This window comes from Halorubrum sp. CBA1229, from assembly GCF_003721435.2.
Lineage (GTDB): Archaea > Halobacteriota > Halobacteria > Halobacteriales > Haloferacaceae > Halorubrum.
On the sequence record NZ_CP054585.1, the window covers coordinates 127,658 to 144,176 of the forward strand.

18 protein-coding genes are annotated in these 16,519 nt (G+C 70.1%); 3 read left to right on the top strand and 15 right to left on the bottom strand.

The window, feature by feature from the left end; translation table 11 throughout:
* Positions 1 to 25 precede the first annotated feature (25 nt).
* From Hrr1229_RS00685 to Hrr1229_RS00700, 4 genes are all read right to left on the bottom strand, one after another.
* Positions 26 to 595 (bottom strand): hypothetical protein, encoded by a 570-nt coding sequence (locus Hrr1229_RS00685; protein ID WP_123114670.1) that lies wholly within the window; start codon positions 593 to 595, stop codon positions 26 to 28.
* 148 nt (positions 596 to 743) lie between these two features.
* Positions 744 to 1,088: a glutaredoxin domain-containing protein gene (locus Hrr1229_RS00690; protein ID WP_123114669.1), complete on the bottom strand. Its 345-nt coding sequence runs from the start codon at positions 1,086 to 1,088 to the stop codon at positions 744 to 746.
* A 111-nt stretch (positions 1,089 to 1,199) separates the two neighbouring features.
* A complete protein-coding gene (gfcR, locus tag Hrr1229_RS00695; protein WP_123114668.1) occupies positions 1,200 to 1,832 on the bottom strand; it encodes a transcriptional regulator GfcR in 633 nt (210 codons plus the stop codon).
* Positions 1,819 to 2,889 carry a glucose 1-dehydrogenase gene (locus Hrr1229_RS00700; RefSeq protein WP_123114667.1) on the bottom strand — a complete coding sequence of 357 codons (1,071 nt, stop codon included), beginning with the start codon at positions 2,887 to 2,889 and terminating at the stop codon, positions 1,819 to 1,821. The genes gfcR and Hrr1229_RS00700 overlap by 14 nt, the downstream gene beginning before the upstream one ends.
* Before the next feature lie 106 nt (positions 2,890 to 2,995).
* Between Hrr1229_RS00700 and Hrr1229_RS00705 the strand changes: the two genes are divergently transcribed.
* Positions 2,996 to 3,814 carry an NRDE family protein gene (locus tag Hrr1229_RS00705; protein ID WP_123114666.1) on the top strand — a complete coding sequence of 273 codons (819 nt, stop codon included), beginning with the start codon at positions 2,996 to 2,998 and terminating at the stop codon, positions 3,812 to 3,814.
* Positions 3,815 to 3,887: 73 nt separating this feature from the next.
* Complete coding sequence (locus Hrr1229_RS00710; RefSeq protein WP_123114665.1) at positions 3,888 to 4,241, top strand: MarR family transcriptional regulator; 354 nt, start codon at positions 3,888 to 3,890, stop codon at positions 4,239 to 4,241.
* A gap of 56 nt (positions 4,242 to 4,297) precedes the next feature.
* Here Hrr1229_RS00710 and Hrr1229_RS00715 read toward each other — a convergent pair whose 3' ends face one another.
* From Hrr1229_RS00715 to coaBC, 11 genes are all read right to left on the bottom strand, one after another.
* Complete coding sequence (locus tag Hrr1229_RS00715) at positions 4,298 to 4,540, bottom strand: hypothetical protein (protein WP_255212537.1); 243 nt, start codon at positions 4,538 to 4,540, stop codon at positions 4,298 to 4,300.
* Positions 4,541 to 4,668: 128 nt separating this feature from the next.
* Positions 4,669 to 6,459, bottom strand: coding sequence for a Na(+)/H(+) antiporter subunit D (locus tag Hrr1229_RS00720; RefSeq protein ID WP_123114663.1), 1,791 nt, complete (start codon positions 6,457 to 6,459; stop codon positions 4,669 to 4,671).
* A complete protein-coding gene (locus tag Hrr1229_RS00725; protein ID WP_123114662.1) occupies positions 6,456 to 8,624 on the bottom strand; it encodes a proton-conducting transporter membrane subunit in 2,169 nt (722 codons plus the stop codon). The genes Hrr1229_RS00720 and Hrr1229_RS00725 overlap by 4 nt, the downstream gene beginning before the upstream one ends.
* Positions 8,621 to 10,273 carry a proton-conducting transporter membrane subunit gene (locus Hrr1229_RS00730; RefSeq protein WP_123114661.1) on the bottom strand — a complete coding sequence of 551 codons (1,653 nt, stop codon included), beginning with the start codon at positions 10,271 to 10,273 and terminating at the stop codon, positions 8,621 to 8,623. Before Hrr1229_RS00730 ends, Hrr1229_RS00725 begins: the two co-directional genes overlap by 4 nt.
* Complete coding sequence (locus Hrr1229_RS00735) at positions 10,266 to 10,766, bottom strand: cation:proton antiporter subunit C (protein WP_123114660.1); 501 nt, start codon at positions 10,764 to 10,766, stop codon at positions 10,266 to 10,268. Before Hrr1229_RS00735 ends, Hrr1229_RS00730 begins: the two co-directional genes overlap by 8 nt.
* Positions 10,763 to 11,461 (bottom strand): MnhB domain-containing protein, encoded by a 699-nt coding sequence (locus Hrr1229_RS00740; RefSeq protein ID WP_123114659.1) that lies wholly within the window; start codon positions 11,459 to 11,461, stop codon positions 10,763 to 10,765. The genes Hrr1229_RS00735 and Hrr1229_RS00740 overlap by 4 nt, the downstream gene beginning before the upstream one ends.
* A complete protein-coding gene (locus Hrr1229_RS00745) occupies positions 11,458 to 12,057 on the bottom strand; it encodes a DUF4040 domain-containing protein (protein ID WP_123114658.1) in 600 nt (199 codons plus the stop codon). The genes Hrr1229_RS00740 and Hrr1229_RS00745 overlap by 4 nt, the downstream gene beginning before the upstream one ends.
* Positions 12,054 to 12,389, bottom strand: a complete 336-nt coding sequence (mnhG, locus tag Hrr1229_RS00750; RefSeq protein WP_217920705.1) for a monovalent cation/H(+) antiporter subunit G — start codon at positions 12,387 to 12,389, stop codon at positions 12,054 to 12,056. Before mnhG ends, Hrr1229_RS00745 begins: the two co-directional genes overlap by 4 nt.
* Positions 12,389 to 12,694, bottom strand: coding sequence for a cation:proton antiporter (locus Hrr1229_RS00755; RefSeq protein WP_123114657.1), 306 nt, complete (start codon positions 12,692 to 12,694; stop codon positions 12,389 to 12,391). The genes mnhG and Hrr1229_RS00755 overlap by 1 nt, the downstream gene beginning before the upstream one ends.
* Positions 12,691 to 13,950 carry a monovalent cation/H+ antiporter subunit E gene (locus Hrr1229_RS00760; RefSeq protein WP_123114656.1) on the bottom strand — a complete coding sequence of 420 codons (1,260 nt, stop codon included), beginning with the start codon at positions 13,948 to 13,950 and terminating at the stop codon, positions 12,691 to 12,693. Before Hrr1229_RS00760 ends, Hrr1229_RS00755 begins: the two co-directional genes overlap by 4 nt.
* A 149-nt stretch (positions 13,951 to 14,099) precedes the next feature.
* The gene (coaBC, locus tag Hrr1229_RS00765; protein ID WP_123114655.1) at positions 14,100 to 15,275 is read right to left on the bottom strand and encodes a bifunctional phosphopantothenoylcysteine decarboxylase/phosphopantothenate--cysteine ligase CoaBC; all 1,176 of its coding nucleotides are present in this window, start codon (positions 15,273 to 15,275) and stop codon (positions 14,100 to 14,102) included.
* A 535-nt stretch (positions 15,276 to 15,810) separates the two neighbouring features.
* Here coaBC and Hrr1229_RS00770 point away from each other — a divergent pair.
* The gene (locus Hrr1229_RS00770; RefSeq protein WP_123114654.1) at positions 15,811 to 16,482 is read left to right on the top strand and encodes a metallophosphoesterase family protein; all 672 of its coding nucleotides are present in this window, start codon (positions 15,811 to 15,813) and stop codon (positions 16,480 to 16,482) included.
* Positions 16,483 to 16,519 lie beyond the last annotated feature (37 nt).

The following is a 16,519-nucleotide window of genomic DNA, read 5'->3' on the forward strand; positions in this document are numbered from 1 at the left end:
GCCGAGCGAGGTCGTGGCGTCGGGCTCAGTCCGAGATGAACTCGTTGTCGCGCCAGTTGACGCCGCCGTCGCCGTCGCCGGCCCCCTGCGGGCTCTCGACGACCTCGATGCTCGCGGGACGCGGCTCACCCTCGACGATCCGCGTCGCTTCGAGCTCGTCGTCCTCCTCGGTGATGGCGGTCAGCGTCCCCTTCTCGGAGAGCTGCGCCAGCTCGCGGAGCACGAGGAACATGGGGTACTGGAGCGCGGAGTTCTGGAGGACGGTCTCGCGGTCGCCCTTGAAGCAGGCGAACTCGACGAGCTCGGAGGGGATCTCCTCCTCCTCGTCGTCCATCCACTGCGGGCCGCCGGCGCGGGGCGGCTCCTCCTCCCAGACGCGCGTCTCCGTGACTGACGCCTTCAGCTGGGCGGTCGGCGTGTACTTGCTGATCGACTCGTCGTCGGACAGGGCCTTGATGATGAGGGTGTTGTTTCGACGCGTGATATCGATGTCGTCGATCTCCGGCGGGAGGTCGGGGTCTTCTTCGAAGTACGTCTCCACGTCTTCGAGTGGCAGTTCGAGCGTCGAATGAAGTCTGAACACGCGGCCTGTCATTGTTGATTGGGTGAGATGGGTCGAGACGGTCGGCACGGCGGCAGCGGCAACGGCTGCACGTGAGTTATCTAGGCACCGTAGGTTTATATGGCCTGCCCTTCGACTCATCAAGTTCGGGCGTCGCTCCGGTCGATAAGGCGACGACGGCCTACTCGGCGCCGAGCTCGGCCGCCAGCTCGCCGCGCTCGTCCAGCTCCGCGAGCACGTCGCTGCCGCCGACGAACTCGCCGTCGACGAACGTCTGTGGGATGGTCTCCCACCCGCTCTCGGCCTCCAGCGCCTCGCGGTAGTGGTCCAGCGCGGGCAGCACGTCGACAGTCTCGAACTCCTCGACGTGCTTGCCGATCAGCTCGACGGCGCGCTGCGAGTAGCCGCACTGGGGCATCAGCCGGTTCCCCTTCATGAACAGGACCACGTCGTTGTCGGCGATCGTCTGCTGAACGCGGTTCTCGATCTCGTCCGGCTCCGCCTCGGATTCGGGCTGGAACGTCATGGGCGTCGGTACGCGCCGCCGCGGCAAATGGGTTCCGCACGGGACGGCGTCGCTTCGGCGGCGCGACATCCCGGCGTCGGCGTCGTCAGTGGGACCCACGGGCCGGTCGCCCTACTCGTCGCGGTCGACGCGGACGACGTCCACGAGCGAGTACACCGGCACGTCGTCGATCTCGTCGTACCCCATCTTGTCAACGAGCACGACGCAGGCGACGGGCTCGCCGCCCTGTTCGCGGATCGCGTTGATCGACTCCCGCATCGTCGTCCCCGAGGTGATGATGTCGTCGACGACGTAGCAGTCGCGGTCGCGGATCGCCGCGAAGTTGCGCGAGAAGCCGCCGCCGTGCTCGTCGATGTCGCCCTCCTCCCACTGGTGTTTCGCGGGGGCGTACGTGCCGAGGTCGGTGTCGAGCTTGTTCGCGACCGCGGTGGCGAGCGGCGCGCCGGCCTTCTCGATGCCGACGGTGAGGTCCACGTCCTCGCCCTGCTTGGCGAGCAGGTCGGCCATCGCGCTCGCGGCGTATTGGAGCCGCGTCGAGTCGCGTCCCAGCGCCGACCAGTCGACGTGGATGTCGGCGGTCGACCCGGTCGCGGTCGCGGTCGCGGCGTCGTTGCCGCCGCCGCGCTCGACGAGCCAGCTCGCGGTCTCCCGGGAGACGTTCAGCTCGTCGGCGATCTCGCCCTTCGAGAGCCCCCGCTCCGCCAGCTCCGCCGCGCTGTCTATCAGGTCGTCAACGTTCTTCATACGAGTCGAATTCGACCGCCGTTTTAATAGTCGTGTCGTCATCCGCGAAGGCGGCCTCGAACTCGTCGAGCCCGTACACGCCGGTGACGAGGTCGTCGATGAACCCGTCGGAGAACCGCGACAGCGAGTCGACCGCGGCCTCGAAGTGCTCGTAGCCGGAGTTGACGCTGCCGACGAGCGCCTTGTTGTGCAGGACGAACTCCCGGTGGAGGCGGCCGCCGTCGATCTCGAACTCCCAGTCGCCCGGCACGCCGAGCAGGGCACCGACCCCGTTGGGAGCGAGCGCCTCGATGGTCTCGAAGGCGTGGGGCGCGTAGCCGGTCGCCTCGAAGACGAAGTCCATCGGCTCGTACGCCTCCGGCACCGACGGGACCGGCGTCTCGTTGGAGTTGACGTACGTAGCGCCCAGCGACTCGATGATATCGATCGTCGGGTCGGGTCGCTCGCGGCGGCCGAGACAGTAGATCCGGTCGAACTCCTCGTCGAGCGTCGCGACCGTCAGCAGGCCGAGCGAACCGTTGCCGAGCACCAGCGCGGACTCGGGCTCCCAGTGGAACGCCGACCGGCTGGCGAACGCGTGCTCGATCGCCTTCTCCGCGATGGAGATCGGCTCGACGAGGAACCCCCACTCGGCGAGGGCGGGCGGGATCTCCACGAGGAACTCAGCCGGGCTGGTGAAGTACTCGGCCATGAAGCCGTGCGCGCCGACGATGCCGCGCTCGTGGTACTCGCCGTCCGGCGCCATGTCGGGTTCGCCGCGCGCGAAGTACTCGTTCGCGCCGTTGGGCGGGCGCCGGACCGTCGGCACGACCACGTCGCCGACCTCGAAGGGCGTGTCGTTCGGGTCCGCGACGACGCCGACCGCCTCGTGACCCAGCACGAGGTGGTCCTCTCCCTCGGGTGCGCCCCCGTGCCCGCCGTCGATGACCTCGTGATCCGTTCCGTCGACCCCGACCCGGAGCGTCCGGACGAGCGCCTCCCCGGGCGCCGGCTCCGGTCGCGGCTTCTCCGTCACGACCGGTTCGTCGGTCCCCTCGTACACGGCGATCGCGTTCATACACGGACCGACGTGGTCAGCCACCAAAAGATTTCTTTTATTCTGAGTAAACACTGGAGCCCGCCTGACCGCGGGTTTTTCCTCCTCGTCGCTCGGATGAGCGCCCGTGTGCACGCTCACCCTGGCCTGGCGCGCGTTCGGCGACGCGCCGGTCGCGCTCGCCGCCAACCGCGACGAGGCGCTCGACAGGCGGGCCGACCCGCCGGCCGTCCGCGAGCCCGCCGGCGGCGACGGCGGCCGGTACGTCGCCCCGCGCGACGCGGAGGCCGGCGGGACGTGGATCGGCCTCTCTGAGGCCGGCGTCGCCGTCGCGGTCACGAACCGCTGGCTGGGCGCCGACCGCGAGGGGGACCGCTCCAGGGGGCTCCTCGTGCGGGACTGCCTCGAATCGAACTCCGCCGAGGCCGCGGTGCGGAACGTCGAGCGCGACCTCGAGACCCGGTCGTACGACGGATTCAACCTCGTGCTCGCGGACGACGCCGCCGCGTTCTGCCTCTCGTACGACGGCGGCCTCGCGGTCACGCGGCTCGATCCCGGCGTCCACGTGATTGGCAACGTCGGCGGCGTGGTGAACGGCGGCGAGCGGTTCGCGGTCCCGGACCGCCGGCGGGAGTTCGGCGCGGAGCGCGCCGACAGCGCTCGCCGAATCGCCGCCGAACTGGTGCCCGAACCCGGGGAGACGAGCGAGGCGTGGCTCGACCGCGCGAGCGGTGTTCTCGCCGACCACGAGTACGGCGCCTGCCTCCACGGCGACGGGTTCGGGACGCGGTCGTTCACCCGGATCCGGACGACCGCCGACCCGGAGACCGCTCCCGAGTTCGCGTACGCCGACGGCCCACCGTGCGAGACGCCCGCGGAGCCGGTGTCGCTGCCGCCGGAGTTCGGCGGCGGAGCGACGGACGCCGAGGACGGGACGAACGAGTGAGCCCGTCGCGCCCGGAGGGGCCGCGACGGGACGGAAAGCCAGTTTTAAGCGAGTCGCGGGCTGGTGTTCGACCATGAGCGTGTCCGAACTCGAGGCCGAGCTGTCGGAGGACGAGCGCGCCGGCCTCGACCTCATCCGCGAGACCGGTGGCATCCACCAGAGCGACTTCTGGAAGGAACTCGACGTCTCCTCGCGCAAGGGGAGCCGCATCGCGGAAGCGTTGGAGGACTCGGGGCTCATCCAGCGGTCCGACACCGTCTACGACGGGCACAACACGTACTACTTGGAGCCCGCGCCCCGCGACCTCGACTTCTCGCTGCTGATGGCCGGCGACATGCTGTCGCCGTTCATCGGCGAGGAGGAGGTCGACGCGCAGGCCGACGCCTTCTCGCAGTGGATGATGAACCTCGCGTACGAGGAGTACTGAGCCCCGCAGCGTCGAGACGGTCGCACCGCATCGAGGTCGTCACGCGTCTCGTGCGGTCACGCCGTCTCGCCGACCTCGTCTCGGACCGTGACGTAAATGAGTAGCCCGAGCAGCCCGGGGACGAGCCCGAACAGGAACAGCAGCCCGATACCGACTCCCCACTGCCAGGCCCAGTCGCTCCCGCGGGACTTTGCGTCTCGGTACACCCATCGACCGACGAGGCCGAAGGCGAGCAGCAGGATGACGAGGAGGATGAGCAGCTCGGGGCCACCGGGCACCTGTAGCGGTTGGAGGGACACACCCGAACCGGGGGGCGGTCCGGACATAAATTTTCTCACCCGGATTAAATCGGTCTCAGTGACGACCGATCTCCCTCAGATGGCGTCTGAAAAACGGGAGTTCAGCGAACCCGATTGGTAAATCCCGCTCAGGCGAGCAGGAACGCGAACAACGCGACGCCGGCCGCGAGCGTCAGGATGAGGACGCTCCGGCCGATTCCCGTCCGGATCTCGACGTCGACGCCGAGCGACGAGACGGCCGCCCGCGGGTGCATCGCGGTCCGCTTGATGCCGGCGACCAGCCGCATCACGGCGCGGTCGACGGCGGCCCACAGCTCCGTGACGCCCCAGATCGTCCCCCGACCGAGGTAGAACGCGGCCGGGTACGTCACCGCGTCGACGTCGCGCATGTGGTGGGCGAGCCAGCCGAGCGGTCGCTTCAGCGCGAAGAAGCCGACGAAGCCGGTCACGAGCAGCGCCGCGCTCTCGGTCAGATGGCTCTCGCTGTACGGCTTGAAGTAGACGTCCTCGCTGAGGATGATCTCCGTGAACGGCATCAGCTCGATCAGCTGGGTGTAGAACACCCCGAAGAAGATACAAGCGCCGCCCGCGAGCACCATGCCGGCGGTCTGGAACGGGGTGGCGTCCTTCGGCGACAGCGTCGCCGACCCGTGGAAGAACATGTAGTAGCCGAGCTTGATGAACGACATGAACGTCCCGACGCCGCCGAGGATCAGCAGCCACCAGAGGAGCCCGCTGTCCAACAGGAGCACGTAGTTGTGGACCTCGTGGGCGGAGTCGATCACCATCCCCTTCGAGATGAACCCGTTGAACCCCGGGACGGCGGTAATCGAGGCCGCGCCGACGACGTAGAGGAGGAAGGCAACGGGCATCTCCCGCCAGAGCCCGCCCATGTCCCGGATGTCCTCGACGCCGGTGCGGTAGATCACCACGCCGACGGTCATGAACAGGAGGCTCTTGTACAGCACGTTGTTGAACAGGTGCGCGAAGCCGCCGGTGACGGCGAACTCGCCGACGTACGTCGCGAGCCCGAACCCGGCCAGCATGTAGCCGAGCTGCGCCTGGATGTGGTACGAGAGGAGCCGGCGCGGGTCGTACTGCAGCAGCGCGAAGAACGCGCCGTAGACGGCCATGAACCCGCCGAGGTACGCGAGCCACATGCCGCCCTCGGGGAACGTCCGGTACATCACGTACGCCGCCGTCTTCGTGGTGAACACGGAGAGGAACACCGACGCCGCCACGTGCGGGCGCGGGTAGGTGTCCGGCAGCCACGTGTGCAGGAAGATGAACCCGCAGTTGACGCCGACGCCGATCGCCGCGAGCAGCGTCGCGCTGGCGTGGATCCCGGTCGTCGACGAGAACAGGAAGATCTCGGCGGTCGGCACGGCGCCGATCATCGACGCGCCGTGGACGACGACCGCGCCGAGGAAGAACGTCCCCCCGATCCCGTGGAACAGCGCGTAGCGGTAGCCGGCCCGCACCGCCGCGCCGCCGTACTGCCACACCAGCAGGGTGCTGGTGACGGCCATCAGCTCCCAGAAGAAGATCAGGGTGAGCCAGTCGCCGGCGTAGATCGTCCCGAGCGTCGAGGAGACGTACACCAGCGCGAACGCGGTCACCCACTTCGGGGCCTCCGTGCCGTACGCGTACAGCACCGCCGCCGTCGCGAGGAACCCGACGACGACGCCCATCAGCAGGGAGAACTGGTCGACGTTGAACAGGACCACGTCGAAGCCGAACAGCTGCGTCGCGAGGTGGGTTCCCGTGCCGCCGTCGCCGAGCAGCACCGCCTGCGCGAAGGCGAACGCCGTCGCCAGCGCGGCCGCCGCGTGGCCGGCCCGACGCGGGAGCCCGAGCACGAGGAACGCCGCCGCCGCGAGCACGACGTACGGCGGGAGCGAGGTGAGGACTGCGTTCATGGGCGCATCGCCTCCTCGGGGAGCCGCGTGTCGACGATGAGCTCGATCAGCTCCAGGAAGCCCATCTCGTAGGGGATCACGCCGAGCAGCACCGCGAGGCTCATCGCGGTGAGGATCGGCCCGAGCGTGAACCACGACGACTCGCGCCCGCGGAGGGCGTCGAGTCCGTCGATGTGTCGCCAGCCGCCCGCGGGCGGGCCGCCGGCGTGGCCGTGGTCATCGTGTGCGCCCTCGTGTCCGTTGTGTGCGCCTTCGTGTCCATCGCCGTGACCCTCCTCGTCGCTGTGGCCGGTTCCAGCGTCAGCGCCGTCGTCGGTCGTGCGGTCCTCCGCGTCGTCGTCGCCGCGTCCGACCCCGAAGGGCACGGCCGCGTCGGAGGGTCGCGAGTCGACCGCGTAATCCCCGGTGTCGACGCGCTCGGCCGGCTCGGAGAAGTCGCGGTCGCTCGTGTTGAAGTCCGGCCGGACGACGCCCTCCTCGTCGGTCGGGAGGTCGTCGAGCTCCGCGTCGGGGATGTCGGAGTCGTCGGGAACGTCGGCGTCGCCGGCGGGGCCCGCCGGGTCCGCGTCAGCCGGCGAGTCGCCCTCGGCGCTCTCGACGACGTCGTCGATGGCGGCCTCGTCGGCGTTGGTGTCCGTTTCCGCATCGGCGTCGCCGGTGTCCTCGTCCTCGGGTCGGCCCCCGTCGGTGGCCGCGTCGTCACCTGCGCGGCCCCCGTCGGTCGCCGGCAGCGTCGACCGCGACTCCCCGCCCATCCGGAAGTCGACGAGCGGCTTCGCGTCGTGGGCGTCCTCCGCCTCGAAGAAGGCGGTGTAGATCACCGGCCAGAAGTAGGCGATGTTGAGCACGCCCGAGAGCAGCAGCGCGCCGGCGAGGTAGTAGGCGATCGGGGTGAGCTCGGCGCCCATCCGGATCCCGCCGATCAGCATGTAGTACTTGCTGACGAACCCGGCGAGCAGCGGGATGCCGGCCATCCCGAGCGAGGCCACCGTGAACGCCCCCATCGTCAGGGGCATCCGCTTGCCGATCCCCGCCATTTCCGAGATGTAGTCGGTGTGCGTCGAGACGTGGAGGTTCCCCGCGCAGAAGAACAGGGTGAGCTTCATGAACGCGTGCGCCGGGATGTGCAGCAGCGCGCCGACGAGCCCGTACCAGCCGAACAGCCCGAGCCCGAGGATGATGTAGCTCAGCTGACTCACCGTCGAGTAGGCGAGCCGCTGTTTCAGGTGGTCCTTCCGCAGAGCGATGATCGAGGCCGCGGTCAGCGTGATCGCCCCGATGGTTGAGAGGACGAGTCCGGCCGAGAAGCCGAAGGGGAGCGAGAGGTTGAAGACGAGCTCCGGGCCGAACACGTCGAGGACGACCCGCGAGACGCCGAACGCCCCGGACTTGACGACCGCGACCGCGTGGAGGAGCCCGGAGACCGGCGTCGGCGCGACCATCGCCTCGGGGAGCCACTGGTGGAGCGGCATGATCCCGGCCTTCACGCCGAACCCGATCGCGAGGAGGAAGAACGCGAGCATCGCGAGGCCGGGGTCGGCGTTCGCCAGCTCCTGAATCCCGCCGGCCGTGAACGAGACGTTGCCGGCGATCAGGTAGACGAGGGCGGTCCCGGCGAGCACGAGCACGCCGCCGCCGAACATCGTGTACGCGAGGTACTTCCGGCCGGCCGAGCGCGCCTCCGCCGTCTCGTCGTGGGCGACGAGCGGGTACGTCGCGATCGAGAGGATCTCGTAGAAGACGAAGATCGTCACGAGGTTGCCCGCGAACGCGATCCCCATCGTCGCCGACAGCGACACCGCGAACGCGGCGAAGTACCGGGTCTGGTTCGTCTCGTCGTTACCGCGCATGTACCCGATGCTGTAGAACGACGTGACGATCCACAGGCCGCTGGCGAGGAACGCGAACAGCATGCCGAGCGCGTCGGCGCGGAGCGCGAACTCGATTCCGGGGAGGAACGCCCCGAGCGACCACTCGAAGACGGCGCCGTCGAGGACGGCCGGGAGCATCGAGGCGACGATCGCGAACTTCGCGACGGCCGCGACGAGCGTCCACCCCTCGCGGACGTTCGGCGAGCGGTGCGACGCGACGATGAAGAACGCCGCGACGAACGAGACGAGGACGGCCAGTAGGGGTCGTGGGTCAGAGACGAGAGCGTCAGTCATGCGAACACCTCCGTGAGGAACGGACCGAACCACTCGGCCAGCGCGAAGCCGGCGAAGCCGAGCGAAACCGTGACGAGCGTCGTGACGAGGAGCACCGCCAGCGACGCGGGCGGTACCCGGTCGGGGACCAGCGAGGGCCGCGGCGCGCCCTCCACGGGCGCGACCGGCGCGGCCGCACCCGTATCGTTGGCCGCCGGGTCGTCATCGCGACCGCCGTCGGCGGCCACTCCGGCCGGGTCGTCGCCCGCGCCGCCCGCGGAGTCATCGCCGTGGCCGGCCGCCGCGTCGTCGCCGTGGCCGCCCGAGAGCCCGACGCCGGCGAAGTAGAACCGCTCGATCAGGCGCGCGACGTACGACAGCGTGAACAGGGTGCTGACGAAGATCACGGCGGCGACCGCGATCCCGGCCGGCCCGGCGCCGGCCATGCTGGACTCGACCGCGCCGACGCCGATGTACCACTTGCCGAGGAAGCCGACCGACGGCGGGATGCCGACGAGTCCTAAGCCGAGCAGGGCGATCGCGCCGGCCGTGAACGGCGCCTCGCGGGCGGCGCTCGCGGCGTCCTCGATCCGGCGGACGCCGTAGCCGAGCGCGAGGGTGCCGACCCCGAGGAAGAGCCCGAACTTCAGCAGGCCGTGGCCGATGAGGTGGACGATCCCCCCGAGCAGCGCGGTCTCGTTCGCGAGCGCGATCGCGGCCCCGATCATCCCGAACTGCGCGACCGAGGAGTAGGCGAACATCCGCTTGAGGTCGGACTGCATCGCCGCGAGCACCGAGCCGGCGAGGATCGACGTCCCGGAGACGACGAGCATCGCCGTCGTGATCGCGTCGTTCGCGGCGAGGAAATCGACCGTGAAGACGGTGTACGTCACCCGGATCAGCGCGTACGCGCTCGTCGTCGACACGAGCGCGGCCACGACCGCCGTGACGGCGTCCGGCGCGCGCTGGTAGGCGTCCGGCTGCCAGGTGTGGACCGGGAATAAGGCGATCTTCAGCGCGAGCCCGGCGACGATCAGCGCGTAGCTCGCCTGGATCAGCGGGTCGCCGTACCCCGCCTGCGCGAGGATCTGCTCGCGCATGTCGACCATGTTCAGCGTCCCCGTCGCGAGGAACGCGTAGCCGACGCCGACGAGGTATAACGAGGCGCCCACCGTCCCGACCACGAGGTACTTCAGCGAGGCGTAGGCGCTCGCTCCGGAGCGGTCGGCCGCGATGAGCGCGTACGTCGTGATCCCGACGATCTCGAGGAAGACGAACATGTTGAACAGGTCGCCGGTGAGCGCCATCCCCGAGAGCCCGCCGACCAGCAGCAGGTAGGCGCTGTAAAATGGGTTCCCGCGCGGGCCGGCCACGCGCGAGAACGCGAGCGTCCCCAGCGAGACGACCGCGATCAGCACGAGCACCGCGGCCGACAGCTGATCGGCCACCAGCTCGATCCCGATCGGCGGCTGGTACGTGCCGACCGCGTGGTCGAACTGGCCGCCGATCGCGACTTCGGCGGCGATCGCGGCCGCGATACCGACCACCGCGGTCGTCGCGACCGCCGCGATCGGCCACCCCACGTCGTCGAACCACAGGCCGAGCGCGATCGGCAGGGTGGCCGCCACGATCGGGACGGCGATCGCCAGCGGGAGGAGCACGTCAGTCATCGCTCACACCCCCGTCGGTCGCGGGGTCGTCGCCCTCGGCCGTCGGGCCGGCGGGGAGCGACCCCTCGTCCCGCATCAGTTCGCGGAGCGTGTCGGTGCGGAGCGTCCCGTACTCGTCGTAGATGCGGATGCAGAGCGCGAGCCCCACCGCGGTGAGGCTCACACCGACGACGATGGCGGTGAGCACGATCACGTGCGGGAGCGGGCTGACGAACGTCCCGGTCTCCGCCTCGCCGGAGCCGAGGATCGGGATCGCGCCGCCTTCGACGTACGCCGAGGCGATGAACAGCAAGAATATCGCCGTCTGGAACAGGTTGAGTCCGATGATCTTCTTCACGAGGTGTGGGTTGGCTATCATCATGTAGAGGCCGACGCAGAGCAGCAGCGCGAACGTGAGGTAGGCGTGTCTCGTCGCGAATATCTCGAACGCACCCGCGGACGCGACGATGGCGTCGGTTCCGGCGGACGCGACGACGGACGCGACGCTCGTCATCGCTCACCCCCGTCGGCGACCGCAGTGCGGTCCGATTCCGGCGCGTCGGGGTCGTCCGCGGCCTCGTCGGCGTCGTCCTCGGCGGACCCGGTGTCGCCGAAGCCGCTCCCGTCGGAGTCGAACCCGCTCGCGAGCAGGAAGAACAGCCCCATGAGCACGCCGCTCACGATGGCCGCGATGCCGAAGATCTCGACGCTCTCTAACCCGTACTTCACCGGGATCGGCAGCAGGTCGTACTGGAGGAACGCGCCGCCGCGCGCGACCGGGATCAGTCCGATGCCGGCGAACGCCAGCGCGCCGCCGACCGCGAGCGCGACGACGACGGTGTTCGCGAGCCACTCGCGAGTCGCCTCGATCCCGAACGCGAACGCGATCATGAACACGACGGCGGCCATGATCGCGCCGCCTTGGAACCCACCGCCGGGCGATCCGGCGCCGTGGAAGGTGATGAACAGGCCGTACGTGAACGCGAACGGCGCCACGATCTTCACCGTCGGCATGATCACCTGGCTCTCCGTGTACGGGATCTCCCGACGCCGCTCGGAGTCGGGTCGCCCGGACCGGGAGTCCGCCCGGCGGGGCGGGGCGTCGTCCGTGTCGACTGCATCGCCCGGGTCGCCGTCGACGGGAGGCTCTTCCGTACCGGGATCGTCGGCGCCGCCGACGGGGTCGTCCCCGGGACGAGTGTCGCTCATGCGAACACCTCCCGGTGGAGCACGATGAGCGCCGCGATCCCGCCGGCGAAGACGACGACCGCCTCGCCGAAGGTGTCGAACCCCCGGAACGCCGCCAGCACGGCCATCACCGAGTTCTCGACGCCGGTCTGCGCGTACGACTCGCGGAGGTACCACTGGCTCACCTCCGGGTTCGACCACACCGCCGCGTCGGGCGAGCCCACCGCCGGGATGTCCCCCATCGTGAGCAGCAGCCCGCCGAACAGCAGCCCGACCGCGCCGACCGCCGGGAGGTTCACCGACTCCAAGGCGACGTCGTGGTCGATCCGGGTCGTCTTCGCGAGGGTTAGGAGGAGCAGGACGGTGGTCACGCCGGCGGAGATCGCCGCCTCCGTCAGCGCCACGTCCGGCGCGCGGTAGAAGGTGTACAGCGCGGCCATCCCGAGGCTGTACGCGCCGAACACGATGACCGCCGCGAGCACGTCCCGCGCGAGGGCGGTCGCGAGCGCGGTCAACACGACGAACGCGAGCAGGCCTCCCTCGACGGCGGTAACCTGTGCGACGGCGGGGGCCGCCCCTGCGGTGGCCGACGAGCCGACGGACGTCGCGCCGATCATCGGCGGTCGTCCCCCTCGGTCCACGGCACGATCCCCTCCTCGAAGGCCGCCCGGCTGATGGCGTGGGCGGCCGTCGGGTTCGTCACGAAGATGAAGAACAACAGGAGCACCGTCTTGACGCCGGCGCCCTCCAGACCGATGGCCAGCGCCACGGCGGCGAGCCCGAAGCCGGCGCCGAGCGTGTCCGCCTGCGAGGCGGTGTGCGCCCGCGAGTAGACGTCGGGGAGCCGGAGCACGCCGGTCATCGAGACGAAGGTGAAGAACAGCCCGAGCAGCGTGAACGCGACGATCAGCCCGACGCGGATCGCCCCGAGCGGTCCGAGCGTCTCGATCACAGCACACCACCCCGCTCGACCGTGAACTTCGAGATGGCGATCGCCATCAGGAAGTTCAACAGCGCGTACACTAAGGCGATGTCGAGGAACGTCGGCTCCGAGAGCGCCGCGGCCAGGATCGCGAGGATGACGACGGTGTTCGTCCCGAGGACGTTCACCGCGAGCACCCGGTCCTGCATGGTCGGGCCCTTCACCGCCCGGTACAGCATGCCGATCGCGAGCACGGCGAGTCCGGCGGCCGCGAACAGCAGGAAGTCACCGACCGTGTAGCCGGCGGCGACCGTGGCGTCGACGAGCGTCATTCGCCGCTCACCTCCGCGTCGTTCGCGTCCTCGCCGATGTCGCTCTCCGGCGACGCTTCAGCGGCGGGCTCGCCGCCGTCGGCGGCGGCGATGGGCAGCTCCTCGGTCGCGTCGGGGCCCTGCAGAATGGCGTGATCGCCGCGCTCGCGCGGCGTCGGCAGCCGGGCCGCCGAACGGCCGTAGTAGACGAAGCGCGTCCACCGCTCCAGCGAGCCGTCGAACAGGCCCTCGCGGGCCCACGGGACCAACGAGTGGACGTACAGGTCGCTGTCGCGGGCGCGGACCGTCAGCGTTCCCGGGGTCAGCGTGATCGAGTTCGCGAGCGTCATCACCGGGAGCCCGCTGCCGACGATCACGCTGACGCGGTTCAGCGTCGGCTCGATCGGGAGCCGCGGGTCGAGTATCACGCGAGCGACCACCAGGTTCGCCACGATGATCTCGTACAGCAGGACGGGGATGTATATCGCGCCACGGACCAGGCGTTGGGGCGTCCGCGGGATCGACGGGTCGGCGTCGAAGCTGATCCGCGAGAGGGTGATCGAGACGATCGCCGCGGTCGCGACGCCCGTCACCCAGTCGAACCAGTAGAGGGGGTCGCCGAGCACGAAGTAGAAGGCGAGCGAGAGCCCGAACATCGCCGCGAACCGCACGCCCGTCGCCTCGCTCCGGAGCCGCTCCGGTCGGGTCGGTCGCCCCACCGGCGCCGTCTGGACGGTCAGCGGGGTGTTCGAGAGCGCGAACTCCAGCGGCTGGAGCAGCGTCGTGTTGCCGACCGGGGTGTACTCCGGATCGAGCAGGACCGTGTCGGCGCCGTGCTCCTCGGCGTACTCGGCGAGCGCCTCGACGTAGTCGTCCGGACCGAACAGGTACTCGTCGCCGCCGATCAGCGCCGACGCGATCGTCACGCCGACGCCGGCGTCTCCGGTGTCGCCGTCGGCGTCGTCGAGGTCCGCCTCGGCCCACGCGACCACCCGTTCGAGGACGCGCCGGGCCTCGGCGGTGCGGTCGTCGGAGCCGGGGTCGCCGTCGCGCCACGAGGCGATCTCCACGAAGTGGATCGCGGAGAACTCGCCGCCGACCGCGGCCTCCACGACGTGCGCGACCGTCGCGCGGAGCGTCGGTGACGGTTCGACGGGGACGACGACCGTCGACCGGGGCTCCGCGCCGGTGTCGCCGTCGGCATCGTCGACACCGTCGGCCGCGACGCTCCCGTCAGCGTCGTCGCTGTCGTCGCCGGCGTCGTCGGCGTCAGTCACCCACCACACCTCCGACGGGTTCGGGTTCGACCGTCTCTGTGCACATGGGTATCTCTACCCGGATCCTTTCCCTACCGCCTCAAAACAGTTTGTATCCCAGCCGATATCGAACGGACCGACCGCGCCGCCGTCGCAGCGAGTGAGGGCCGCTACGCCGTCGGCTCCCGCCCGAGCGCGGCCGCGAGCCGGTCGGCGATCCGCCCGGCGACGACGTCTTTCGAGCCGACCGCCTCCTCCGGCTCGGTCCCCTCGGCGCCCACGAGGAGCACGCGCGTCTCGTCGTCGCCCATCACGCTCGCGTCGTTGGCGACGACGAACGCGAGGTCGACACGGTCGCGGATCCGCTCGGCCTCCGCGACCATCGCGTCGTCATCGCCCGACGTCTCGGCCTTGAACCCGACGATCGGCAGGTCCGGGTACGCCTCCCGCACCGAGTCGATGAGCTTCGGCGTGGGCCGGAGGTCCACGGAGAGCGGCGACCCCGACCGGATCTTCTGGTCGACGGCGTCGGCGGTGAAGTCGGAGATGGCCGCCGCCGAGACCAGCGCGTCCGCCGTGGCCGCCGTCTGCCGGCACGCCCGCATCATCTCGTCGGCGGTCTCGACCGCGACGACGTCGGCGTAGGGGACGTCCGGGCCGTCCTGTACGAGCGTCACCTTCGCGCCCCGGACGTACAGCGCGCGGGCGACCGCACGGCCGGTCTTCCCGGACGCCCGGTTCGTGAGGATGCGGATCGGGTCGATGCGCTCCTTCGTCGCGCCCGCGGTGACGACGACGTGCGCGCCAGAGAGCGAGTTCGGGGTCGTCGCGCGGGCGACCTCGGTGACGATCTCGGGCTCGGCGGCGATCTTCGCCTTCCCCTCCTCGATCCGGGGGTCCGCGAACGTCACGCCCCACGCCTCCAGCCGGTCGAGCGCCTCCAGCACGCCCGGGTGGTCGTACATCGGTTCGTGCATCGCCGGCGCCATCACCACGGGCATTCCCGCCCCGAGCGCGGTCGTCGCGCAGGTCGTCACGGGCGTGTCGTCCACGGCGGCCGCGATCTTCCCCGCGGTGTTCGCGGTCGCGGGCGCGAGCAGCAGCACGTCGGCCCACCCCTCGCGGCCGCAGAGCTCCACGTGCTCGACATCGCCGGTGATCTCGGTGACGACGGGCTCGTCGGTCGCGAAGTCGACCGCCCACGGATGGACGATGTTCGTCGCCGCCGGGGACATGACGGCGCGGACGCTGGCGCCGTGCCGGCGCAGCTCGTGAGCGAGTTCGACGACCTTCACCGCCGCGATGCTCCCCGAGACGCCGAGCGCGACGTTGACCCCCTCTAGCATTACCGAGACCGTTCCGCCCCCGGCGGCTTATAAGATGCCGTTGCGGAAGGGGTGCGGGGACACCCCCTCGATGCGTCTCTGCGAGGGTGATTTATAAATCGATCTGCGGTGGCGCGTGCCTGCGAGGCCGCATTAGCGGCCGAGCAGCGCGCGCGAGGGAGTCGCGAACGGAGTGAGCGACGAGGCTGGGGAGGCGTGAGGAGCGGTGCTGTGCGGGTGGGTGGGACTCAAAGCCCCAGCCGAGAGGCGGGCGCAGGCGACGTAAGCACCGCAACGAGGGAGCGAACGAAGTGAGCGACCGAGTGAGGAGCACAGCGAGCGTGCGCCCGCCTCTCGGCTGGGGCTTTGGAGGTGTTCTCCGTCGATCCGTTATTAACGGTTTATAAGTAAACGGTTGGAGCTCCAGAGGCGTCCACCGCCGATCCGTCGTCGACAACGAATAACGAACGACGTCCTCGACGCTCTCGCGCTCAAACCCCGCGTCCACCTCGTATCGACCGAACCTATTCGGGCGTCGCTCCCGAACACCGACTCGATGAAGGTGGGGCTCATCTCGGACGTCCACGCGAACCTCCCGGCGCTCGAAGCGGTCCTCGACGACATGCCCGCGGTCGACCGGATCGTCTGCGCCGGCGACGTGATCGGGTACAACCCGTGGCCGGCCGAGTGCGTCGAGCGCGTGCGCGACGTCGCGGTGAAGACGGTCAGGGGGAACCACGATCGCACGGTCGAGTCACCGGAGCGCTACCGCGCCAACCGCATGGCCGAAGCGGGGCTCGAACACGCGAAGACGACCCTCTCCGAGGACCAACTCGCGTGGCTCGACGGGCTCCCGCGCGCCGAGACGTTCGCGGGCGGACGGTACCTGCTCGTCCACTCGCACCCCGCGGCCGAGCGCGAGGACGCCTACGTCTACCCCGAGGAGTTCCCGAATCTGGACCGCCACATGGGCGAGTACGACGGGATCGTCCTCGGGCACACGCACGTGCAGGGGAAGCGGTCCGTCGCCGGCGGGGTGGTCGTCAATCCCGGCAGCGTCGGGCAGCCGCGGGACGGCGACCCGGACGCGGGGTACGCCGTGCTGGACACGGCGACGGACGAGGTCGCGCTCGAACGCGTCGCGTACGACGTCGACCGCGTGAGCGAGGCGGTCGCCGAGGCCGGGCTCCCGGAGCGAACCGCCGCGCGGCTTTATAAGGGCGAGTGAGCGCGGGGACCGGACGGGCGTCGCGCCGGAGCTCCCT